General features: G+C 42.0%; 15 protein-coding genes. 5 read left to right on the top strand and 10 right to left on the bottom strand.

Annotated elements, in window-relative coordinates; genetic code table 11:
* Positions 1 to 13: 13 nt before the first annotated feature.
* From EGC82_RS07470 to EGC82_RS07460, 3 genes are all read left to right on the top strand, one after another.
* Entirely contained in the window at positions 14 to 1,135 is a 1,122-nt protein-coding gene (locus EGC82_RS07470; protein ID WP_124730206.1) for an efflux RND transporter periplasmic adaptor subunit, read from the top strand.
* The gene (locus tag EGC82_RS07465; protein WP_124730205.1) at positions 1,132 to 4,200 is read left to right on the top strand and encodes an efflux RND transporter permease subunit; all 3,069 of its coding nucleotides are present in this window, start codon (positions 1,132 to 1,134) and stop codon (positions 4,198 to 4,200) included. The genes EGC82_RS07470 and EGC82_RS07465 overlap by 4 nt, the downstream gene beginning before the upstream one ends.
* A gap of 181 nt (positions 4,201 to 4,381) precedes the next feature.
* The gene (locus EGC82_RS07460) at positions 4,382 to 6,406 is read left to right on the top strand and encodes a methyl-accepting chemotaxis protein (protein ID WP_124730204.1); all 2,025 of its coding nucleotides are present in this window, start codon (positions 4,382 to 4,384) and stop codon (positions 6,404 to 6,406) included.
* A gap of 467 nt (positions 6,407 to 6,873) precedes the next feature.
* Here the strand turns inward: EGC82_RS07460 and cydX are convergent, their stop codons facing one another.
* The 4 genes from cydX to purL all read right to left on the bottom strand — a co-directional run bounded on the left by cydX (position 6,874) and on the right by purL (position 14,691).
* Positions 6,874 to 6,984, bottom strand: coding sequence for a cytochrome bd-I oxidase subunit CydX (cydX, locus tag EGC82_RS07455; RefSeq protein ID WP_124730203.1), 111 nt, complete (start codon positions 6,982 to 6,984; stop codon positions 6,874 to 6,876).
* A gap of 17 nt (positions 6,985 to 7,001) precedes the next feature.
* On the bottom strand, positions 7,002 to 8,141 hold the full coding sequence (gene cydB / locus EGC82_RS07450; protein ID WP_124730202.1) for a cytochrome d ubiquinol oxidase subunit II: 1,140 nt from the start codon (positions 8,139 to 8,141) through the stop codon (positions 7,002 to 7,004).
* Positions 8,142 to 8,156: 15 nt separating this feature from the next.
* A complete protein-coding gene (locus tag EGC82_RS07445; RefSeq protein ID WP_124730201.1) occupies positions 8,157 to 9,713 on the bottom strand; it encodes a cytochrome ubiquinol oxidase subunit I in 1,557 nt (518 codons plus the stop codon).
* A 1,096-nt stretch (positions 9,714 to 10,809) separates the two neighbouring features.
* Positions 10,810 to 14,691: a phosphoribosylformylglycinamidine synthase gene (gene purL, locus EGC82_RS07440; protein ID WP_124732586.1), complete on the bottom strand. Its 3,882-nt coding sequence runs from the start codon at positions 14,689 to 14,691 to the stop codon at positions 10,810 to 10,812.
* A gap of 357 nt (positions 14,692 to 15,048) precedes the next feature.
* On the opposite strand from purL, the gene mltF reads away from it, so the two are divergent.
* The gene (gene mltF / locus EGC82_RS07435) at positions 15,049 to 16,479 is read left to right on the top strand and encodes a membrane-bound lytic murein transglycosylase MltF (protein WP_124730200.1); all 1,431 of its coding nucleotides are present in this window, start codon (positions 15,049 to 15,051) and stop codon (positions 16,477 to 16,479) included.
* 369 nt (positions 16,480 to 16,848) lie between these two features.
* Here mltF and tadA read toward each other — a convergent pair whose 3' ends face one another.
* The 5 genes from tadA to guaB form a co-directional block, all read right to left on the bottom strand.
* Complete coding sequence (tadA, locus tag EGC82_RS07430) at positions 16,849 to 17,322, bottom strand: tRNA adenosine(34) deaminase TadA (RefSeq protein WP_244212580.1); 474 nt, start codon at positions 17,320 to 17,322, stop codon at positions 16,849 to 16,851.
* Positions 17,323 to 17,527: 205 nt separating this feature from the next.
* Entirely contained in the window at positions 17,528 to 17,863 is a 336-nt protein-coding gene (locus EGC82_RS07425; RefSeq protein ID WP_124730198.1) for a hypothetical protein, read from the bottom strand.
* 17 nt (positions 17,864 to 17,880) lie between these two features.
* The gene (locus EGC82_RS07420; RefSeq protein ID WP_124730197.1) at positions 17,881 to 18,402 is read right to left on the bottom strand and encodes a hypothetical protein; all 522 of its coding nucleotides are present in this window, start codon (positions 18,400 to 18,402) and stop codon (positions 17,881 to 17,883) included.
* Between the two features lie 104 nt (positions 18,403 to 18,506).
* Entirely contained in the window at positions 18,507 to 20,084 is a 1,578-nt protein-coding gene (guaA, locus tag EGC82_RS07415; RefSeq protein ID WP_124730196.1) for a glutamine-hydrolyzing GMP synthase, read from the bottom strand.
* A gap of 103 nt (positions 20,085 to 20,187) precedes the next feature.
* Positions 20,188 to 21,660 (bottom strand): IMP dehydrogenase, encoded by a 1,473-nt coding sequence (gene guaB, locus EGC82_RS07410; protein ID WP_124730195.1) that lies wholly within the window; start codon positions 21,658 to 21,660, stop codon positions 20,188 to 20,190.
* 118 nt (positions 21,661 to 21,778) lie between these two features.
* On the opposite strand from guaB, the gene xseA reads away from it, so the two are divergent.
* The gene (gene xseA / locus EGC82_RS07405) at positions 21,779 to 23,107 is read left to right on the top strand and encodes an exodeoxyribonuclease VII large subunit (RefSeq protein WP_124730194.1); all 1,329 of its coding nucleotides are present in this window, start codon (positions 21,779 to 21,781) and stop codon (positions 23,105 to 23,107) included.
* A 448-nt stretch (positions 23,108 to 23,555) separates the two neighbouring features.
* Here the strand turns inward: xseA and EGC82_RS07400 are convergent, their stop codons facing one another.
* Positions 23,556 to 24,233, bottom strand: a complete 678-nt coding sequence (locus EGC82_RS07400) for a YiaD family glycine zipper/OmpA-like lipoprotein (protein ID WP_124730193.1) — start codon at positions 24,231 to 24,233, stop codon at positions 23,556 to 23,558.
* Positions 24,234 to 24,287: the final 54 nt, after the last annotated feature.

Raw genomic sequence — 24,287 nt, 5'->3', positions numbered from 1 at the left:
AAGGAATAAACTTATGTATGCGTCAAAGACATTCACCCCAATCATTCGATACTGGGCGCTAGGTTTAAGCTTACTCGTGTTAAGCAGTTGTGGCTCTGAGGTAAAAGAACATTCGCAAACGATTGCCTATCAAACAGTATTATCACAAACCTTAGTGCTAAAAGACCGCTATCAACACATGCAAACCTACACCGGCACAATTCGCTCGGCAAATACCACCGGCATAGGCTTTGAGCTTGCGGGTAAGCTCAATAATACTTTAGTCGACAGCGGCGATACGGTTAATAAAGGCCAAATACTCGCCCAGCTGGATACCGACTTATTAGTCGCAGAACAGCAACAACTGCAAGCCAGTTTATTACAAACCCAAGCCGATATAGATTTAGCTAAAAGCACCTTAGCGCGCACCCAAAAGTTGAAGCAACAAAACTATGTGTCTGAGCAGCAGCTTGATGAAACCCAGCAACAAGTTATTAGCCTACAAGCCAATCAAAAACGTATAGAAGCCAGCTTAAGTGCCAGCAATTTAAAAATTGAAAAATCGACATTACTGGCCCCTTTTAACGGAACAATTAGTCAACGCTTTCATAATGTTGGTGAAGTGATTGCACTAGGCAGTCCGGTTTTTACCTTAGTCGGTAATAGCCAACCTTTAGCTTATATTGGGGTACCAATTGATATTGCTCAGCAATTAACGGCGCAACAACGAGTAGATGTTCGGGTTGGTAAACAAACCTTTACCGCTAACATTGCCGGAATTAGTGCCGAAGTAAATACCATTAGTCGTACGGTTCAGTTACGTATTAATCTGCCCGACTCTGCTAACGTTATCAATGGTGAAATAGCTTATCTGGCTTATCAACAAGATGTACCCGCATCTGGTTATTGGGTACCGATGTCGGCATTAACCGATGGCGTACGCGGATTATGGAACGTGTTTGCCTTAGTTGAGGCTGAGCAGGGTTTTTATACCATTGAGCGTCGCGATGTAGAAATTATCTATACCAATGAACAACAAGCGTATATTCAGGGTGCTATTAAGCCAACCGATTTAATCGTATCGCAAGGATTACATAAGTTAGTGGTTAACCAAAAAGTAACTCTCGCTCAGGCTGAGCAAGCGGGGACATTATGATTAAAGCCTTTTTAGAAAATGGCCGCCTAACCAGTCTATTTATCGCATTATTAATTGTTGCAGGATTAGGTGCGATTTCAAGCCTACCGCGCACTGAAGATCCACATATTACTAACCGATTTTCATCTGTTATTACTCAATACCCTGGTGCATCTGCTGAGCGAGTTGAAGCGTTAGTGACCGAGGTGTTAGAGAATCAATTACGCCGCTTAGAAGACTTAAAGCTGGTGCAATCGACTTCTCGCCCGGGGATTTCGGTTATCCAGCTAGAATTAAAAGACACGGTAACAGAGACTGATCCGGTGTGGTCGCGCGCACGAGATCTTATTGCCGACAGTAAATCCTTGTTACCGATAGAGGCACAAAACAGTGTACTAGATGATCAGTTAGGATATGCCAACACCGCTATTTTAGGACTTGTTTGGGCCGATGACAGTCCAGTAAGAGCCGATATTCTTAATCGTTACGCCAAAGAATTACAAAGTCGCTTAAGGCTGCTCAGCGGTACTGACTTTGTAAAATTGTATGGTGCTCCTGAAGAAGAAATTTTAGTTGAATTAGATGGTAATAAAATCAGTCAACTGCATTTAACCCCCGCCAGTATCGCGGCTATTTTAAATAATGCCGACAGCAAAATTTCAGCTGGTGAAGTTAATAACAGCCAGTTTAGAGCCTTAGTAGAGGTTTCTGGTGAGTTAGATTCACAAAACCGTATCCGCCAAGTACCGCTCAAAGTAGACGATTATGGTCAAATTATTCGCTTAGGTGATGTCGCCAATATTACTCGCCAAGCTAAAACGCCAGCGTCGAGTATTGCCTTAATCGACAGCCAACAAGGCGTATTAGTGTCTGCGCGCATGCTCAACAATAATAGAGTCGATGTGTGGCAACAGCACGTAAGTAAAGCCATTGACGACTTTTCAGTAAATTTGCCTGCCAATATTAAAGTGCAATGGTTATTCGACCAGCAAAGCTATACCAGTGACCGCTTAGGCGACTTGGTCATTAATCTACTGCAAGGGTTTGTGATTATTTTACTGGTGTTAATGTTAACCTTAGGCCTGCGTAATGCGGTGATTGTGGCTATATCGTTACCGCTCACCGCACTATTTACTCTCACCTGCATGAAATACACTGGGCTACCCATTCATCAAATGTCGGTGACCGGTTTAGTGGTTGCGCTGGGGATTATGGTGGATAATGCTATTGTGGTCGTGGATGCCATTGCGCAGCGGCGCCAACAAGGCATGAGTAAACTGGAAGCCGTGACTAAAACATTGCATCATTTATGGCTGCCGCTTGCAGGCTCAACCATCACCACAATGTTAGCTTTCGCACCTATTGTGCTTATGCCTGGTGCTGCAGGAGAATTCGTTGGTGGTATTGCCATTTCAGTGATGTTCGCTTTACTAGGATCGTATCTTATTTCTCATACGATTATAGCAGGCCTCGCTGGACGTTTTAGTCGCAGTGAAAAGCCAACAGCTTGGTATCAACAAGGGATGGCATTTCCCAAAATAAGCCAAGCATATACTGCCAGCCTCCACTTTGCGTTAACCCGACCAATACTAACGGCGATTGTTATTGGTATATTACCTGTTGCTGGTTTTTTTGCTGCGGGCAAAATGACTGAACAATTTTTCCCACCGTCTGATCGTGATATGTTCCAAATAGAAGTCTACCTGGCACCGCATGTCAGTATTAATAACACTCTCGAGCAGGTCAAACTGATTGATAATAAGCTACAAAAGATTGACGATATTGTTGCAGCCACTTGGGTTGTTGGCGGTAACACGCCCTCTTTTTATTACAATTTAACTCAACGGCAGCAAGGGGCAACCAATTATGCCCAAGCGATGATTAAAGTGACCAACTTCTCTGCCGCCAATCGCTTAATTTTACAACTGCAAAAAGAGTTTGACGTAGCGTTCCCACAAGCGCAGATTCTGGTGCGAAAACTCGAACAAGGCCCGCCCTTTAACGCTCCGGTTGAGCTACGCATTTATGGCCCTAATCTTGATACCTTAAAAACACTGGGTGAACAAGTGCGTGGGATTTTAGTTGCCACACCTGATGTGATCCATACTCGCGCCACCCTCAGTTCAGGCGCGCCAAAAGTGTGGTTACAAGTGAATGAAGACGCCAGCTTAATGAGCGGCTTAAGCCTTAGCGATATTGCCAATCAAATTCAAATGGCAACGACCGGTATTATTGGTGGCAGCATTTTAGAACAAACTGAATCATTGCCAATTCGCGTACGTTTAGGCGATAACAGCCGAGAACAAGCGACGCGTTTAGCGGAGATAAATCTAGTTTCACCGTCGGGTTCAGGTATTCCACTTTCAGCACTATCGTATAATGAAATCAACGTCAGTCGCGGTGCAATACCCCGAAGAAATGGCGAACGAGTGAATACTATAGAAGCTTACATTACTAGTGGAGTACTGCCAGCACAGGTGTTGAACGACGTTAAAGATACCATTGCCCATTTATCTATTCCTGCGGGGTATCATCTTGAAATCGGCGGCGAAAGTGCAAAACGTAATGAAGCTGTGGGTAATTTACTGTCGAATGTGGTGTTAGTCGTTACCTTACTATTAGCCACTGTAGTGTTGTCGTTTAACTCGTTCAGATTAACCGCCATCATTTTATTGAGTGCATTTCAATCGGCAGGTTTAGGCTTGTTGTCTGTGTATGTATTTGGCTATCCGTTTGGGTTTACGGTAATTATCGGACTACTTGGATTGATGGGTTTAGCCATAAATGCTGCCATTGTTATTTTGGCAGAACTTGAGGATATTCCCGAAGCGCGTGATGGTAATTTAACACTAATCATTAGCACTGTGAGCAGTTGTGGACGCCATATTGGCTCAACCACCATTACCACTATAGGTGGTTTTTTACCGCTAATTATCGCCGGAGGCGGCTTTTGGCCACCGTTTGCGATTGCGATTGCCGGCGGCACACTATTGGCAACCATGCTGTCACTAATTTGGGTACCCGTAATGTATACCTTGTTGATGAAATCCAAGAAAAAGGTTAACTTACAACTTACGACTGCCTAATATAGTCCATGATTTATAGAAGGTTAATATTTCTTCATCCCAGCTTTTATGCTGTTTAATGGAGAATGGGTACACTTTATGCTTTCTAACTATGAATCAGTGCATTTCCCCCTGTACATTAAATAATGTCGATCGAACATAAATTATAGATTCATCATCACAACAATTATGAGAAAAGCATATGAACTATAAAAACTGGTCTATATCAAAACAAATAGGCTCTCTAGTTGTACTATCATCTATCGTTATCTATGCTGCTATGTCCTGGTTTTCCTATCTATCTGCAACCACTGTATTACGCGATAAAGCGATTGAAGCGGTCAAATCACAAATGCACAGTAATGCTCATTTAATTGAACTGCAATACGACAGCATGCAATTTTTAGCGAAACAAAATGCCGATATTCTCCGCAACTTATATCCAGGTGATTTTGCATTAACAGGAAGCACGGTTCAAGTAGCAGGTGTTAAAACTCCTGAACTCCTTCATGAAAATGATCAAGTTAATAATTTAAACGTTAATGTCGATCATTTTTCACAGCTCACTGGCGGCGTCGCAACAATATTTGCTCGTGATAACGATGATTTTGTTCGTGTCGCTACTTCACTGAAAAAAGCTGATGGTAACCGTGCATTAGGTACCTATTTAGGCTCTACACATCTAGGTTACAAGATGTTAATTAACGGTGGAGAGTACGAAGGATACTCTAAGCTTTTTGGCAAAGATTACATGACTGTTTATCAACCCGTTAAAGATACTGGTGGCAAAGTCATCGCGATCCTTTTTATTGGTTTCGATATCACTCAATCGGTTAAGCAAATACAAAATTCATTTAAACAAATGACGCTCGAAGAATCTGGTTCTTATGTGATTATCCGCAATGCAGATAAACAGGTTATTTCTCATCAAAAATTGGAAACAGAAGCTCCCTTTAGTGAAGCATTATTTGATGGGCTATCTCTTGAAAAAGCACTTACCGACAAAAGTAGTTGGGTTTATACCTCGCTTTCTAATCAAGTCATGTATTCTTATTCTGTCAATATTCCTGGTTGGGATTGGACTTTGGTCGGTTTTGTACCCGAAAGTGAATTGAGTAACGAAAGCATTGGAATGCTAAAAAATAACGCTATATTGGCCGTACTGGGTATAGTGCTTATTTCTATTTTACTTTTTATTGTTATTAATCGAGCAATTAAGCCATTAAAAGTTCTACAGGTTCAAATTGCTAATTTGGGCCGAGGAGATCTTTCACAGAATTTTGTCCCATGTCCCGAAGACAGTCTTAATGAAGTTGATAGTATCACTGTAAGTGTTACCAAGATGGCCGCTAATTTAGCCGGATTAATTGAATCCTTAAAGCAATCTGTCATCACCTTAGAAAACCAAGCAAACTTGAGTCAAGAAACATCAAGGTTAAATGGTCACGAGGCAAAAGCACTGCTAAACCAAACGGAACAAATTGCGACCGCTATTGAAGAGATGTCATCTTCTATTAAAGATGTGGCGCAAAATGCCAGTCAAGGAGCCCTACAAGCACAAGAAGTTGATAGTGCATCCCATCAAGGGCACACTCAATTAACTCAAGTGGTTATGGAGCTACAATCCTTGAGTGAGCAACTTATTCAAAGCGAAAAAAATATTGAGAGTGTGAGCAGTGAAACCCAAGCCATCAGCCAAGTTACGGAGGTCATCAATGGCATAGCTGACCAAACTAATTTACTGGCACTGAATGCTGCTATTGAAGCGGCTAGAGCGGGTGAACAAGGTCGAGGATTTGCGGTTGTGGCTGATGAAGTCCGCTCATTGGCGCAAAGAACACAAGATTCATTAAGTCAAATAAACTCAACAATTAATAAATTACAACAGCAAGTCAATCATACTTCTACACAAATGGTTCAGTGCCAGCAATTGGGTGTATCTTCAGCGGAACAAGCTGATACCGTCAATAATCAACTGAGTCAGATTAATCAAAATATTGCTGAAATGGCATTATTTTCATCCAGTATAGCCAGTGCTACCAAACAACAAAGCACCGTCGCAGATGAAGTCTCACACAGCTTACATACTATATCGACACTGGCGCAAAATAGTGATGAACGAGCCACAAAAGCGGTGACAGACGCAGAGCAATTAACCGCACTTGCCGTGAGTATTAAACAACAAATAGGTATATTTAACCTTCGTTCAGCTAAAGATGATAAATAGCTTGTAAGCACAGCCCATAGTCTGGTCATCACTTAATATCATCTTGCTAAAGCCAAGCGTGATATTGATGGCCGGAAATGGGCTTTTTACTATCAAAAAACTACCTTTTCTCACATCCTGAACTAGGCTCCAGCCACTAACCCTAACCAATTGAATTTATTACTTATTCCCAAGCCTGGCAATTGAGTTGGTTGGATTAATCATATCGCTTAGGTAAACTTCAATAATCGCTAATTGAACATTCTACCAAATATGAGTGACTAGCAAGTATCATGAATGTCTCATCATAAATCCTAGGTATGTTATTACTCTCACAACACCTTAATTCTTATTAGCAGGCTGTTTAATAGAAATTTAATTTACGATGACCTCCTTTACAGTATCTACATTGCCAATGCAGGAAGATTACAGCCAATAAAAAAACCGCCTTGTTACCAAGGCGGTTTTTTCTATTAGAGATGTCTCGACTAGTTGTCGTTATTTCGATCCATATTTTCAGTATTCTCAAGCCACAAAGCGTTGATAATTCCGAATGAACACGCTAACAATACCCCTAAAATCCACGCAAAATACCACATAGATGTTGCTCCTTAATTTAGTAAAGTGACGTCTTATTGTTTTCAATAAACTCACGATTTAAACGGCCAAACATCTTGTAATAAGTCCAAGCTGTATAACACAGTATTGTTGGTACAAAGATAGCGGCAACAAAGGTCATCACTGTTAAGGTCATTTTACTCGCGGTAGCATCCCACATGGTCAAGCTAATATTAGGCTCTAATGACGAAGGCATAACAAATGGGAACATTGCAGCACCACAAGTCAGAATAACGCCAGCTACAGCAAGTGAACTAAATAAGAATGCAAAACCACAACGATTTAAGCGACTGGCTAAAACCACTAATATTGGCATTAATAACCCTAATGCTGGAAACAGCATAGTAATAGGGTATTTGTCATAGTTAGTTAACCAAGCACCCGCTTCAATCGCAACTGTTTTAACGGCTGGATTTGACGGACCAGCAAGATCGAGTGTCGAGGTAATAACAAAACCATCAATACCATTAGCTAACCAAACGCCTGCTGCACCAAAGAATACAAATAATAAAGCGCCACAAATTTGCGATACCTTAACACTGCGTACCCTTAACTCGCCTTCGGTCTTCATTTGTAACCATGAAGCACCCTGCATAACAAACATAGTGACACTGACTAGACCGACTAATAAACCAAACGGATTTAATAAACCAAAAAATCCACCATGATAAGTCGCACGCAAGTATTCATCAAAGTTAAATGGAACACCTTGAAGCAAGTTGCCAAATGCTACACCAATGATTAATGGTGGTACAAAACTGCCGACAAATAATGCATAGTCCCATGATTTACGCCATCTTGGGTCTTCAATTTTAGAGCGGTAATCAAATCCAACTGGGCGTAAATACAATGCAAATAACACGAGCATCATCGCCACATAAAAGCCGGAAAACGATACCGCATACACCATAGGCCAAGCAGCAAACAATGCACCAGCAGCGGTAACCAACCATACTTGGTTGCCGTCCCAGTGCGGTGCGATAGTGTTAATCATAATACGGCGTTCAGTATCGTCTTTACCAATAATGGGTAATAGCATACCCACGCCCATGTCAAAACCATCAGCAACAGCAAAACCAATAAGTAGCACACCAATTAGTGCCCACCAGATAAATCTTAATACTTCATAATCAAACATAATCAGGTCCTCCGCTTAAGCATCTTGGTTTTCAAAATGGTAACGACCGGTTTTTAGACTGCTTGGGCCAAGACGAGCAAACTTGAACATCAAGTAAGCCTCTATCACCAACAGAATAGTGTAGAAAACCGTAATCGAAATAATACTGAACCATAAATCGCCAGGCGTTAAACTCGATGCAGACATAAAGGTGGGTAATACTTCTGAGATGGTCCACGGTTGGCGACCAAACTCTGACACAAACCAACCACATTCAATAGCAACCCAAGGTAAAGGCAAACTGTAAAGTGCTGCGCGCAGTACCCATTTTTTCTCAGCGATTTGATGACGTGTGCTTTGCCAAAAGGCAGCGGCAAATACAAATAACATAATCACCCCGGCACCAACCATAATACGGAAGGTCCAGAACATAGGTGCTACCGTTGGAATAGAGTCATAAGATGCAGCGATAATTTGCTCTTCAGTCGCATCAACCACTTTATCGGTATAACGCTTAAGCAAGAAGCCATAGCCTAAATCGTCTTTAGTTGCTTCAAATTGTGCTCTTACCTCTGGCGTTTCATCACCTGCGCGCAGTTTTTCAAGTAATCCATAAGCGACTATACCGTTACGAATACGCACTTCATGCTCTTTAATAAGATCTTTAAGGCCAGTCACTTCTTCATCTAAAGAACGTGTAGCAATAATCCCCATTAAATACGGTATTTTAACTGCGTAATCTGTATGCATGGTTTCTTGATTAGGAAAACCAATTGCAGTAAAGGCTGCTGGAGCAGGCTCTGTGTGCCACTCAGCTTCAATTGCAGCTAATTTAACGCGTTGAACTTCACCGACTTCATAGCCAGATTCATCACCCAGTACAATAACCGATAAGATTGAAGCTAAACCGAAACTGGCAGCAATCGCAAATGAGCGACGAGCAAACGGTAAATCACGACCTTTTAATATGTAATACGCGCTAATCGCAAGCACAAACATGGCGCCGGCTACATAGCCAGAAGCAACGGTATGAACAAACTTAACTTGCGCTACAGGGTTAAATACCAAGGCAGCAAAGTCGACCATTTCCATGCGCATGGTTTCATAGTTAAACACCGAACCTACAGGGTTTTGCATCCAACCGTTGGCGATCAAAATCCATAATGCAGACATATTAGAGCCAATGGCGACAAGCCATGTGACCGCTAAGTGTTGGCGCTTGCTGAAACGATCCCAACCAAAAAAGAACATCCCGACTAAGGTCGATTCAAGGAAGAAAGCCATCAAAGCTTCAATCGCCAGAGGTGCACCAAAAATGTCACCTACATAATGAGAATAGTAAGACCAGTTAGTACCAAACTGGAACTCCATTGCTAAACCCGTTGCGACACCTAATGCAAAGTTAATCCCGAAAAGTTTACCCCAGAATTTAGTCATGTCTTTATATATCTGATTATTTGTCATCACATACAGTGATTCCATAATCGCCAGAATAAAGGCTAACCCCAGGGTAAGTGGAACAAATAGAAAATGGTACATAGCTGTAAACGCAAATTGATAACGCGATAGCTCAACGACCTCTTCGATAATCATTGGCGACTCCTTACTTCAGTACAACCAAATACGACATAGCAACACTCGGTTACCATAATGATGATGTTATACCTGAAAACGGTAATATTGAAGCAGTGGACAACTCACCAAAGTGTAAAAAATGATAAATTAATCTATTTGCCTGTGTTTTCAAGTCCAGTCCTAAACGCCCTATATCTTACGGCATAATAGCTTAGTAGATCATATTTTTTAATCAAAAATGTGATAACTATTAGATTTTTTGCATGCATAATTTTTTGAGTTAAGAAATCAGTTCTTTACCGTCGAACTCGTATCTATTTGATACACTTTTGATGTCAGATGGATCACAACTCAACAAGAAACTTGTGGTATTCGTTGTAAGAAAACTTGTACAACCATCGCCCCCTCTCTCGAGGTATTGACAAAAACGAACCAATTGCTAGGAATAAAAAGTGACTAACGATAAGTCATCTTAAAACACCCTATTCACCTTCATTGTTAATAGAAAGTAGATAAATCGACAGATAAAAGATGTTAAATAAATTAATTTAATGACAAATAATTTAACAAATAACTTTAATACTTTAAAATCAACACATTAGTTAACATTAAATAACCAAATAAATAATAAAATAAAATCAATCATTAGATTAGCTAATGGCAAAAATCATTTTTTCTCATTTGAGTACGCAATAGTACAACTGTATAATTTGCACACAGTTAAGAACACGAACAGTGGTTGTGCGATGAGTCGTCGTCTTAATTCCAATGACCTAACCTAAAGAGACTTCTGCTATGACTCAATTATTCGAACATATTGCCAATTTATACATACGTGTTTTTACTGAAATGTTTACGGCTAAAGAAGTGAAATAAGCTAGCTCACTTATTTATACCGTGTTTAGTGAATGTTTTTGTTAGCGCAGAAATGATATTAAGCAGTAATCGTTATTATTCAATGATAACGGATCAAAAACCCCACAGAGTAAATCTATGGGGTTTTTCTTTATGGCGACAACATCGAGTAATAACCTAATAAAAGAATTATCTTCATAAAAAAGGCGATTCAACTGAATCGCCTTTTCTTTAACTAAGTGAACAATTAAATCTAAGATTAACCAATCTTCACTCGTGCATTACGGAACATGCGCATCCATGGGCTATCTTCACCCCAATTATCTGGGTGCCATGAATTGGCAACCGTTCTAAATACTCGTTCAGGATGCGGCATCATAATTGTTACGCGACCATCAGTGGTACAAATACCCGTTAAGCCGTTAGCAGAACCATTTGGATTTTCTGGGTACTGGGTCGCAATTTGACCATGGCCATCAACATAACGCAGTGCAATAGTGCCAGATGCTTCTGCATTTGCTAACGCTTGAGCGTTAGCAAATTCAACTAGACCTTCACCATGAGATACTGCAATAGGCATACGTGAACCAACCATGCCCTCAAAGAATACCGATGGATTTTGTTGCACTTCAACCAAACTGAATCGCGCTTCAAAACGCTCAGAACGGTTACGCACAAAGCGCGGCCAATGCTCACTACCAGGAATAATTTCTTTCAGGTTAGATAACATCTGACAACCATTACACACGCCAAGGGCGATACTGGAATCACGTTCGAAGAAACGGCTAAACTCATCACGAGCACGATCATTAAATAGAATCGATTTAGCCCAACCTTCACCAGCGCCTAATACGTCACCGTAAGAGAATCCGCCACAAGCCACTAGGCCTTGGAACTCTTCAAGGCTAATACGGCCAGATAAGATATCTGACATGTGCACGTCACGGCTTTCAAAACCAGCACGGTCAAAAGCGGCTGCCATTTCAACATGAGAGTTAACGCCCTGCTCACGTAAAATAGCCATTTTGGGTGCCACGCCTTTAAGAATATAAGGTGCAGCTACATCTTCACTTGGGTTAAAGCCTAACTTAACGGTTAAACCAGGTGCATCAGCTTGTTGTTTAAGCTCAAACTCTTCACGGGCACATTCTGGGTTGTCACGTAGTGCTTGCATGCGATAGGTGGTTTCTGACCACAAGGTGCGTAATGCCGTACGACTATCAGCAAAGATCACTCGCTCGCCATCATAAATACTAATCTGGTCAGCCGCTTGTAGGCCACCAATGTGATGACAGGTTACGCCTTTAGCTTCAAATTGCGCTGCGATGGCTTTGGCATCAACAACATTGACTTGAATAACCGCACCAATTTCTTCATTAAATAAACGCTCTAAATCGGTACCATTCAAACTGGCTAAATCAATATTTAACCCGGTGTTACCGGCAAATGCCATTTCCACCAATGTGGTAAATAAACCACCATCACTGCGGTCGTGATATGCCATAACCGCTTGATCGGCGACTAATTGCTGCATCACTTCAAAAAAGCCAGCTAAGTTAGCGGTTTTATCTAATGTTGGCGCAATGTCACCTAACTCACTGTAAACCTGCGCTAAACAAGAACCGCCTAAACGGTTTTGACCATTGCTTAAGTCGAGCATTAATAAAGCACTGTCACCTTTATCACTGCGAAGTTGCGGCGTTACCGTTTTACGAATGTCTTGCACTACACCAAAAGCGGTGATGACTAACGACATAGGCGAGGTGACGGTTTTCTGAGTGCCGTTATCTTCCCATGCTGTTTTCATCGACATAGAGTCTTTACCGACAGGGATTGTAATGCCAAGCTCTGGACAAAGGTCTTCACCAATGGCTTTAACGGCTTGGTATAAACCGGCATCCTCACCAGGGTGACCCGCAGGTGACATCCAGTTAGCAGAAAGCTTAATACGTTTGAACGAGCCAATATCCGTTCCGGCAATGTTCATAATTGACTCAGCAACCGCCATACGGGCTGAGGCGTCAAAATCGAGTAAGGCTAACGGAGTGCGCTCACCCATCGACATTGCTTCACCGCAGTAACTGTCATAACTTGATGCAGTTACTGCACAGTCGGCAACTGGAACCTGCCATGGGCCCACCATTTGATCGCGATTCACTAAACCAGTAACGGAGCGATCACCAATAGTAATAAGGAAGCTTTTATCTGCAACCGTTGGCAAGCTTAAAATACGTTTAACAGCTTCGTTTAATTCGATCTTAGTTTGATCTAACGCAGGTGATACCGCTTTTGCCGACACCACATCACGGCTCATCTTAGGTGCTTTACCTAATAAAACTTCAAGCGGCAAATCAATTGGCTTGTTGTTAAAGTGACTGTCTGCAAGGGTTAATTGCATCTCTGCCGTCGCTTCACCTACCACTGCAAATGGCGCGCGTTCGCGGTTACAAATATCAGTAAACTGCTGTAAATTTTCTGGTGCAACTGATAACACATAACGCTCTTGGGATTCGTTACACCAAATTTCAAGTGGGCTCATGCCTGGCTCGTCAGAGGGAACATTACGTAAATTGAATACCCCGCCGCGATTAGCATCATTGACTAACTCAGGGAACGCATTCGATAATCCGCCTGCACCCACATCGTGAATAAATTGAATTGGATTGGTGTCACCTAACTGCCAGCAGCGATCAATCACTTCCTGACAACGACGTTCCATTTCTGGGTTTTCACGTTGTACAGAAGCAAAATCTAAATCTTCGCTAGATTGACCTGACGCCATTGAAGATGCAGCACCGCCACCTAAGCCAATGTTCATTGCCGGTCCGCCAAGCACAATGAGCTTAGCACCAATGGTGATTTCGCCTTTTTGAACATGATCTTCACGGATATTGCCTAAGCCACCAGCTATCATAATCGGCTTATGATACCCACGTACTTCAACACCATTATGGCTCGAGACTAATTGCTCGTAAGTACGGAAATAACCGGTAATAGCAGGACGACCAAACTCGTTGTTAAATGCTGCGCCGCCAAGTGGGCCTTCGAGCATAATTTCAAGCGGGGTAACAATACGATCTGGCTTGCCGTAATCCGCTTCCCATGGATGCACAAAACCAGGGATTTTTAAATTAGATACCGTAAAACCAGACAAACCCGCTTTAGGTTTAGAACCTCGGCCAGTAGCGCCTTCATCGCGAATTTCACCACCAGAACCGGTAGCCGCACCAGGATAAGGACTAATTGCAGTAGGATGATTGTGCGTTTCTACTTTCATCAATATATGCATTGGTTCGGTGTGATAATTATAAACACCATCTGGATCGGGGAAAAAGCGTCCCGCAATAGGCCCGGTCATCACTGCGGCATTGTCTTTATAAGCTGACAATACGAAATCAGGTGTCACCTCAAAAGTATTCTTAATCATTTTGAATAGTGATTTTGGCTGTACTTCGCCATCGATAGTCCAATCTGCATTGAAAATTTTGTGGCGACAATGTTCCGAGTTTGCTTGAGCAAACATCATTAATTCGATGTCGTTAGGGTTACGCTTTAAACGCACAAAATTTTCAATTAAATAGTCTATTTCATCATCGGCAAGGGCTAAGCCTAACTTCACGTTGGCCACTTCTAACGCGCGGCGACCTTCAGCAAGAATATTCACACTGCTAAATTTTGCTGGCGTTGTGCGGGCAAATAATACGTCTGCAGCATCAAACGCAGGTAGCATCACTTCGACCATACGGTCATGTAATAACCCTTGCAGTAGTTTTTGTTGTTCTGCGGTTAATACTGATGCTTCAACATAATAAGCAATACCCCGTTCAAGGCGGGTCAATTTACCTAAACCACAGTTATGGGCAATGTCAGTTGCTTTAGAAGACCAAGGAGAAATAGTACCAGGACGTGGGGTGACAAATAACAGGGTACCTTGTGGAGCATGGGACTCAATGGCAGGTCCGTAGGTAAGAATGGTTTCTAACTGTAGACGCTCATTATCATCTAGTGGTTCACTCAAATTGGCTAGATGGACATATTCAGCATAAATTTGCGATACTGGAAGCGCTGCATTTTCGCAAGCCTCCATGAGTTTTTGAACTCTAAATGCAGATAGTGCTGGGGCTCCGCGAATGATCTCAATCACGTCTATTCACCTTAATAAAGTATATTGGGTCAGAATTGGCGCTATTATAGGGAATTGCACGGTACAAATCACCTTTAAGGACCCGTGAAAACAGTGTTTCCTGATAGGGAAAATATCAACAATTAGGCTCACTCATATTTCATTAGTGACAACTTAACTACGGTATGAAAAAAAAACCTAAATAGAAGGTTTTTTGTACAACTATAGGCGTTTAGGAAAACTCCTGATAAAGTAAGCAAAAAAACACGCTCACCCCCTACATATTTAAAGGCTATTCAACCGGTATTACATTCGTTTATTACGTATTACTCTCGTGACATCAACGAAATAACTTAAGCTAACCAGTTAATAAATATGATCAAAACCTTATTCATCATTTTACTTTGCGGAATATTATCTTCCTGCGAACCTATTGATATCCAACAAATTGATATCGCATCATCTGCACCCAAGCGTACCGTTCTAAAGGTAGGGACTTTATATGGGCCACAGATTTATCTAAATTCAGACCAAGGTGAAAGCGGATTCGACTTTGAAATGGCGCAGCGCTTTGCTGACTATTTAGCCGTGCCTCTAGAGATGATCCCGTACACTAATCGCAAGCAATTATTTGCCGCATTAAAAGAAAACAAGATTGATATTATCGCCGCCGGTATTGCAAAAACCCCAAACCGGGGTCAACAATTTAAACTCGGGCCGACATTATATAAAGTCAATCAAGTATTGGTTTATAAGGAAGGCACTCCAGAGCCTAAAGACATAGGCACTTTGTCGGGTGAAATTACCGTCATGGCTAACTCATCTTCTGTCAATATCTTAACTAAGTTACAAAAAGACTACCCTGAGTTGATGTGGAACCAGGTTAACGATAAAGATAATGAAGAATTGTTTGCCTTAATTGCTAATGGTGAACTGAATTACACTATTTCAGATTCAAATAGCCTATTGATTAACCAACGTTTTTTGCCAGAATTACGCGCAGGAATGATTTTAGAAGAAAAAGTTGAAGTGATGTGGCTTTTGCCGCCTAAAAACAGCGATAGGTTAATGAGTCAACTGCTGGCTTTTTGGCATAAAGAAAGGCGTGCTGGCACACTTGAGCATTTAAACGAAAAATATTTTGGCCATGTAAAACGTTTTGATTATGTTGATACCCGTGCCTTTATCCGCGCGATTGATAATATTTTGCCGGAGTACCGCAGTTTTTTCGAACAATATGCCGGAGAGTTAGATTGGCGTAAATTAGCCGCTGCCAGTTATCAAGAGTCACACTGGAACCCTAGTGCTCGATCACCTACTGGGGTTAGGGGCATGATGATGTTAACCCAACCCACTGCGACTTATGTTGGAGTTGATGACCGCTTAGATGCAGAGCAAAGCATACGTGGTGGTGCATTTTATTTAAAAGACATGATGGAACGGTTGCCAGACACTATCCCTGAAGTTCAACGAATTTGGTTTGCATTGGCTTCTTATAATATCGGTTTGGGTCATGTTGAAGATGCGCGCCGGTTAACTGAATCTATGGGAATGGATCCAAGCGCCTGGCGTGATGTTAAAAAAGTATTACCTTTGCTACAACAAGCTAAATATTACAAACAAACACGTTATGGTTATGCTCGTGGTAGTGAAGCCGTTCATTATGTCGACAGCATTCGTCGTTACTACGACACTTTAGTTTGGATAGATCTTCAAACCAAGAATATAGATGTTATTGAAGATCATGAAAAAATTGAAGTTATTGCCGAAGAAGTGTCAGACAATCTCCGCGGATCAGAACAGTAAAAATTGCCGCGATTATTTATGGTCATCACCTGACAGATAATCGTTACCAATATAAGGTACTATAGCGTTGGATATATCGTTAAAAAGCATGCAGCTAAGGTGTGTTATTTATCAATAGCCTCATTGAGGTTAGCCAATATTAAGGGATCACGGAATGAGAAGAAGATCTATAAGCAATACCATGTCACGTCGTCGTGTCATGCTTAAAGTACATAAAAACCGCATTCAAAATCGCCAGCGAGCTCATTTTTTATTGATTAACAATGAGATATAAGCTCATTGTTCTTTAATAGAATATGTGGCTATCAATCGCATCATTTACGTTGAAGCATTGATATCGATTTAACATCGTTCGCGACAAAAATACACTCAATCTATTAGCTTACTGGCTAACTGCTTGAGTGCTTTTTTTTCTGCTCTACGGCGCTTAAAAAAAGCACTTAGTTGCGCGCCACACTCACCAGCCAACACCCCGGCACTGACATCAAGCTGATGATTAAATGCAGGATGTTGCAGTAAATTAATTACGCTACCCGCAGCACCGGTTTTTAAATCATCGGCACCATAAACAACCCGCGCAATACGACTATGCACCATAGCACCAGCACACATAGTGCAAGGTTCTAACGTGACATATAAGGTAGTGTTGAGCATTCGATAGTTTTCTAATACCTTACCAGCTTGACGAATACATTCCATCTCGGCATGAGCGCTTGGATCGTGATTTACAATACTTAAATTACAGCCACTGGCAATTAACACATCGTCTTTAACCAGTACAGCACCCACTGGGACTTCGCCTTTAAGCTCTGCTTGTTCGGCAAGTTGCATCGCTAAACGCATCCACTTTTCATCAATAATTTGCTGCGCGTTATTAACGTTAACATCTGCAATGCTCTTATCAACAGTTGGAGATGGACAATGGTTGGCTAAAACATCTGCCTTTGGGGGATTTGTCACTCTATAAACCTAGGTTATTTCATGCGAAATTATAATAATCTGAATTTTGAATCATTAATGGTTATCAAACAAGCCTTTATCCCGCTATCTACTTGCTATTATTAGTTGTAGGTTCGACGAACCGCCACCAGATAAAAACAGCAACGCTACCCAACAGACCGAGGATCATTATCCATGCACCCAGCCCTGCTTGTGGCGGCATTTCGCCATTGCTCTCAGAGGTAAATGGCGCTATGACCATAATAAGCGTGCCAATAATGATTGATGCAGCGCAAGCAATACAGTAAAAACGGCCCTGAGCGTTACGGACAGCCTTCCAGAGTGTCAATACCAGGCAGCTGAGATAGAGTGTCGCAAATAGACCAATATTGATTATTTCACCTACCGCCCAAGCATTTGGGTTAATGACGGTGTCTGGATGCATTCATTTATCCTGTATCTTTATTCTTGTGGGCGGATGATTGCATTGGTGGTATTGAACGTGCCCTCAGCCCAACTATAGGCAGCAAAACAGGCACTTGGGGCAAGTAAATTACAGCTGGTTCCATGATGCTTGAGCAACAACACAGGCGAGCTACCAAGTGATATAACCGTACTGTCCTGCGCAAGAAACTCAAACCGTTTATAGCTATTGTCATCGTTTGAAACGAATACATTGATGTAATGACCACCGGTTCCACCGTCAAACAGGGTGGCAGAACTTGAGCAACTGAATACGCGAGTATCGATGATGGGATCAGTAATACCGTCCTGATTAAAATCAGTAGTAAAATAAATACCACCATCAGTGACCTCTAATATGCCCTTATCCAACGTTGCACAATCCAATTTAGCCGCCGCAACAAAAGTAGCCAGAGTGGGTTTAAAACGCGTTGAAATATCTTGTGCTGACGCCATCGCAGGGATGATTAAAACCAAAGAGACCGCTGTCGTTATTATGCTTTGCTTTATGATTGAATACATAGGTTTTGATTTCCAGCTCGGGAACATAAACAAAAAAAGCCCATAAAATATGGGCTTAAATATGGCTTATTGCAAGTTAATACCCGCTATTATCTAGCGCGAGATTACTCCCATTCGATCGTTGCTGGTGGCTTACCTGAAATATCATAAACGACTCGTGAAATACCATCGACTTCATTGATGATGCGGTTTGAAACGCGACCTAAGAAATCATACGGCAAATGTGCCCAATGCGCGGTCATAAAGTCGATAGTTTCTACCGCGCGAAGCGATACAACCCAATCATATTTACGTCCATCACCCATTACGCCCACTGAACGAACGGGTAAAAATACCGTGAATGCTTGGCTGACTTTATTATATAAATCGGCTTTATGTAGCTCTTCAATAAAAATAGCATCGGCACTGCGCAGTAAATCACAATATTCTTTTTTCACCTCGCCCAGTACACGCACACCTAAACCTGGTCCTGGGAACGGATGACGATAAAGCATATTGTAAGGCAGGCCTAACTCTAAACCAATCTTACGCACTTCATCTTTAAATAACTCACGCAGTGGCTCAACTAAACCCATCTTCATATCGGCAGGTAAACCGCCAACATTGTGGTGCGACTTAATCACATGGGCTTTACCGGTTGCACTGCCTGCTGATTCAATCACATCAGGATAAATAGTACCTTGCGCTAACCATTTAGCATTAGCACATTTCTTTGATTCTTCATCAAAAATTTCAACAAAAACCCGTCCAATAATCTTCCGCTTTGCTTCAGGTTCTGCTTCGCCAGCCATCGCATCTAAGAAACGATTTTCAGCATCTACATGAACAATCTTGAGCCCAAAATGATCACCAAACATTTCTAACACTTGCTCGGCTTCATTTAATCGTAGTAAACCGTTATCAACAAACACACAAGTCAGTTTGTCGCCAATAGCGCGATGCAATAGCATAGCAACTACAGATGAATCTACCCCGCCAGACAACCCCAGAATAACTTCGTCATCACCAATTTGTTTTTTAAGACGTTCAATGGCATCTTCAATAATTGATGATGGTTTCCAATTGGCTTTACAACCACAAATGTCTAAGGCGAAATGCTCTAGTATGCGCTGACCTTGGCGAGTATGGGTCACTTCTGGGTGAAACTGTACACCGTAAAAACCTTTGTCTTCATTCGCCATAGCGGCAAATGGACAGGTCGCCGTTTTAGCAATGGTCACAAATCCTTCAGGAATAGCAGACACTTTATCGCCATGGCTCATCCACACGTCAAGCAATGGTTTGCCCTCGGCACTAACTGCATCTTCAATACTTTTAAACAAGGCTGACGTAGTTTGTAGCTCAATTTGGGCATAGCCAAATTCGCCTTCACCCACACCTTTAATCACTTTGCCACCGAGTTGTTCTGACATGGTTTGCATGCCGTAACAAATACCTAATACTGGTACACCAGCTGTAAATACATATTCAGGAGCGCGAGGAGAATTTTCCTCGGTCACACTTTCAGGGCCGCCCGCTAAAATAATACCATTTGGCGCAAACTCACGAATTTGCGCTTCGCTCACATCCCAAGCCCATAACTCACAATACACACCAATTTCACGGATACGACGCGCAATAAGCTGAGTGTATTGAGAACCAAAATCGAGGATTAGAATCTTATGATCGTGAATATTACTCATGGATAACCTTTACATATTGATTAAGTGTAATAACCCGCATCAAATCAATGCGGGCAAATTAACGCTAATAACAGAAGGGCGACAATTGTCGCCCTCATTGAAATTATGAACCAGAACGGTAGTTTGGCGCTTCTTTGGTAATAATCACATCATGAACATGCGATTCACCCATACCTGCAGATGTCACTTTCACAAACTGTGCTTTTTCATTTAAATCTTTAATAGTGGCACAACCTGTTAACCCCATGCATGAACGTAAGCCGCCCATATGTTGGTGAATAATTTCTTTCAACTTACCTTTGTACGGTACGCGACCTTCAATACCTTCAGGGACTAATTTGTCTGCAGCATTGTCACTTTGGAAGTAACGGTCTGATGAACCTTGAGTCTGGCCCATTGCACCAAGTGAACCCATGCCGCGATAGGATTTATAAGCACGACCTTGGTAAAGTTCAGTTTCGCCAGGTGCTTCATCAGTACCAGCAAACATAGAACCCGCCATAATACATGATGCGCCAGCAGCTAATGCTTTAGCCAAGTCGCCAGAGAAACGAATACCGCCATCAGCAATCACCGGAATGCCTAACGCAAGTACAGCTTCAGCAGCATCAGATACTGCGGTAATTTGTGGCACGCCAACACCGGTCACGATACGAGTCGTACAAATTGAACCAGGGCCGATACCGACTTTAACCGCGTTAACGCCCGCTTCCACTAACGCTAATGCGCCAGAAGCCGTTGCTACGTTGCCGCCAACAATTTGTAAGTCTGGATATTTAGCGCGCGTGTCACGAATACGTTGTAACACGCCTTCAGAGTGACCATGAGATGAGTCGATTAATAATACGTCAACACCGGCCTTTACAAGTGCGTCAACACGCTCTTCATTACCAGGACCTGCGCCCACTGCTGCACCAACACGTAAACGACCTAACTCGTCTTTACATGCGTTGGGTTTGCGCTCAGCTTTTTCGAAATCTTTAACGGTGACTAAGCCTTTAAGCTTAAAGTTACTGTCGACCACTAAGACTTTTTCAATACGATGAGAATGCATTAATTTTTGCACTTCATCTAATTTAGTCCCTTCTGTCACGGTGACCAAACGATCTTTTGGGGTCATCATGTCGGCAACGGTTTTGCTCCAGTCAGTCACAAAACGCACGTCACGACCAGTAATAATACCCACAAGTTCGTGTGCATCATTCACCACAGGGTAACCAGCAAAACCATTACGTTCAGTTAATAAACGTAAATCAGTTAAGGTTGTTGATGGGGTAACGGTAACGGGGTCTTGAACAATACCGGCTTCATAACTTTTAACTTTACGGACTTCTTCGGCTTGTTGCTCAATACTCATGTTTTTATGAATAAATCCTAAACCACCTTCTTGCGCCATTGCGATAGCAAGACGAGATTCAGTCACGGTGTCCATAGCAGCAGACACGAGTGGAATATTTAATTCGATTTTAGTCGTTAAACGAGTTTTAAGAACAGCGGTATTAGGGAGTACGGTCGAGTGGGCAGGAACCAACAAAACATCATCAAAGGTTAGTGCATCTTTCAGTAAACGTAGCATGGCAACATCTCCCTAGTAGGTAGGATTTTGATTGAAATATTGCGGCGAGATTATACCTTGCATATTGCAGTTGGTAAATGGAAAATAGATATTTATTAACGTTAGAATGAGAACTCTCATGAGTGCCACAAAAAACAATGTTTACAGTGTTTCGCAATTGAACAGCGAAGTGAGGCATATTCTTGAAGGTCAAATTGGCAAAATCTGGCTTAATGGTGAAATATCAAATTTTTCGGCTCCCAGCTCAGGGCATTGGTACCTCACGTTAAAAGATGCTCATTCACAAGTTCGTTGCGCGATGTTTAAAGGCCGTAATCAATCGGTACGCTTTAAACCTGTTAATGGCCAGCAAGTATTAATTAAAGCGGCAATAAGTGTGTACGAGCCTCGTGGCGACTACCAATTACTGCTTGAGTCGATGTTACCCGCCGGTGATGGATTGCTGGCACAAGAGTTTGAAACACTAAAACTGAAACTAGCCGCAGACGGCTTATTTGCCCTAGAAACCAAACGCCCTATTCCAGACAACATTCAACGCATTGGGGTTATCACTTCGGCAACCGGTGCGGCGCTGCGAGATATTCTGCATGTGTTAGCGCGTCGCGATCCCTCTATTGAAGTGGTGGTGTACCCCACTCAAGTTCAAGGTGCAGCGGCCAGCCAACTAATCTGCCAAGCTATTGTCACTGCAAACCAACGCATGGAAGTTGATGTTTTACTGCTTACCCGTGGCGGTGGTTCGTTAGAAGATTTATGGTGTTTCAACAGTGAACACCTAGCTCATGCTATTTACAACAGCGCCTTACCGATTATCAGTGCTGTCGGCCATGAAGTAGATACCACTATCAGCGACTACGTAGCTGATGTGCGCGCACCGACGCCATCTGCTGGTGCAGAATTACTGTCAAAAGATAAGGGCAATAAAGCAGAAAAACTAGCATTATTGTTATCGCGTTTACAACAGGGTATGAAACATTACCAATTGCAGCAATATGGTCGATTAACTCAGTTATCCCATCAACTGCAACGTCATGAACCACAACGTAAACTACAGCAATTTGAACAACGGTTTGACGAAATACAAATGCGCCTAGAAAATGCCTTACAGCATAAACTCAGCCGCTTAACGTTACGCCACCAGCAATTGCATAATCGCTTGCAACAGCGCTCACCAATTAATACCCTAAAGCTAGAAACTAATCGATTATCTTATCTGCACACTCGTTTAACGGATGCCATGCAGCACAAATTAACTCAGTCAGAACAAAAGTTATTTAACGCAGCACATCAGCTTGATACTGTGAGTCCGCTAGCAACCTTAAGTCGTGGCTATTCGATAACCAAAGATATTGATGGCAAGGTATTATTTGATAGTGCAAACATAAAGTCGGGTGATGAAATCCACACTCAATTTGCACAAGGTAATATCGCCTCAATAGTGAAATAACCTTAACGCGAAATAATAACCTGTGAGCAAACTTAAGCATAAAGTGCCAAAGGGTATCTTAGGGCCTGTTGATCTTTCAAGGTTATTTTTGCAGCGAATTGTTGGCCATTTGTACAAGGCAGAGACTTTGAGGTGTAGTTATTCTACATAAAAAGTCGATAACACAGTAAAAATGGCCAACAAACGCTGCCCGAAGGGTTCGGCTAAAAACGTTTTACTCTTTGTTGAATGCATTTTGCTTAGATGACTAGGCATCAATCCATTCGCCTCGATTAAAACGTTTTTAACTCGAACAAAATTCAACCAGCAAAGATCAACAGGCCCTAGTACCAGGATTATGTTGAGCGATAAAAAATGGCACTAAGTGATTATTTCACTTAGTGCCATTTTTGTATTACATCATATAAATCAATTAAAAAGACTTTATCGATTTATGGCTGACTATTGACTACTTACCGATTGGCGTGAGTACAATTTCAACACGACGATTTTGTGAGCGACCTTGCTCAGTTGAATTACTTGCAATCGGGCTTGACTCACCCATACCAGTGGATGACACGCGTGCGCCACTGACTTTTTTACTGGTAAGATACTGAGCCACTTCGCTAGCTCGAACTTGTGACAAACGTAAATTGTAAGAATCTGAACCTGAACTGTCGGTATAACCAATTACATTTAAGCGGGTATCATCGTATTCTTTAGCCACTAATACCACACTGTCTAACACTGATTTAGCACGTCCACTTAATACTGTTTGATCAACCGCAAAAGTCACTTCATTAGGCATATTCAGTACAATGGTGTCACCATTACGAGTGACACTCACACCAGTTGATTTTAGCTGTTTGCGCAATTCAGCTTCTTGCACATCCATGTAATAACCAATACCACCACCAACAGCTGCACCAGATGCGGCACCAATTAATGCACCTTTACCGCGGTCGCTTTTGCTTGACGAGAGCACGCCGATGGCTGCGCCAGAAAGGGCTCCAATCATTGCACCATTAGTCGCTTTAGCATTTTCTGATTCGCCCGTATAAGGATTAGGTAATTGGCAACCTGATAACAACAGTACCGAACCCATTAATGAACCGCATAACAATGATGCATTTAACTTTACTAACATACACACTCCTAACTACTTATCCCTGATGGATAAGTAAAAACTGACAAAATCGAC

This window comes from Shewanella livingstonensis (genome assembly GCF_003855395.1).
Classification (GTDB): domain Bacteria; phylum Pseudomonadota; class Gammaproteobacteria; order Enterobacterales; family Shewanellaceae; genus Shewanella; species Shewanella livingstonensis.
Note: the sequence above shows the minus strand (reverse complement) of the source record. Positions and strands in the feature narration are given on the sequence as shown.

What these genes read in the sequence shown, in the direction of transcription:
- EGC82_RS07470 (WP_124730206.1), top strand. Translation starts at nt 14, where the DNA reads ATGTATGCGTCAAAGACATTCACCCCAATCATTCGATACTGGGCGCTA.
- EGC82_RS07465 (WP_124730205.1), top strand. Translation starts at nt 1,132, where the DNA reads ATGATTAAAGCCTTTTTAGAAAATGGCCGCCTAACCAGTCTATTTATC.
- EGC82_RS07460 (WP_124730204.1), top strand. Translation starts at nt 4,382, where the DNA reads ATGAACTATAAAAACTGGTCTATATCAAAACAAATAGGCTCTCTAGTT.
- cydX (WP_124730203.1), bottom strand. Translation starts at nt 6,984, where the DNA reads ATGTGGTATTTTGCGTGGATTTTAGGGGTATTGTTAGCGTGTTCATTC.
- cydB (WP_124730202.1), bottom strand. Translation starts at nt 8,141, where the DNA reads ATGTTTGATTATGAAGTATTAAGATTTATCTGGTGGGCACTAATTGGT.
- EGC82_RS07445 (WP_124730201.1), bottom strand. Translation starts at nt 9,713, where the DNA reads ATGATTATCGAAGAGGTCGTTGAGCTATCGCGTTATCAATTTGCGTTT.
- mltF (WP_124730200.1), top strand. Translation starts at nt 15,049, where the DNA reads ATGATCAAAACCTTATTCATCATTTTACTTTGCGGAATATTATCTTCC.
- tadA (WP_244212580.1), bottom strand. Translation starts at nt 17,322, where the DNA reads ATGCGTTTAGCGATGCAACTTGCCGAACAAGCAGAGCTTAAAGGCGAA.
- EGC82_RS07425 (WP_124730198.1), bottom strand. Translation starts at nt 17,863, where the DNA reads ATGCATCCAGACACCGTCATTAACCCAAATGCTTGGGCGGTAGGTGAA.
- EGC82_RS07420 (WP_124730197.1), bottom strand. Translation starts at nt 18,402, where the DNA reads ATGTATTCAATCATAAAGCAAAGCATAATAACGACAGCGGTCTCTTTG.
- guaA (WP_124730196.1), bottom strand. Translation starts at nt 20,084, where the DNA reads ATGAGTAATATTCACGATCATAAGATTCTAATCCTCGATTTTGGTTCT.
- guaB (WP_124730195.1), bottom strand. Translation starts at nt 21,660, where the DNA reads ATGCTACGTTTACTGAAAGATGCACTAACCTTTGATGATGTTTTGTTG.
- xseA (WP_124730194.1), top strand. Translation starts at nt 21,779, where the DNA reads ATGAGTGCCACAAAAAACAATGTTTACAGTGTTTCGCAATTGAACAGC.
- EGC82_RS07400 (WP_124730193.1), bottom strand. Translation starts at nt 24,233, where the DNA reads ATGTTAGTAAAGTTAAATGCATCATTGTTATGCGGTTCATTAATGGGT.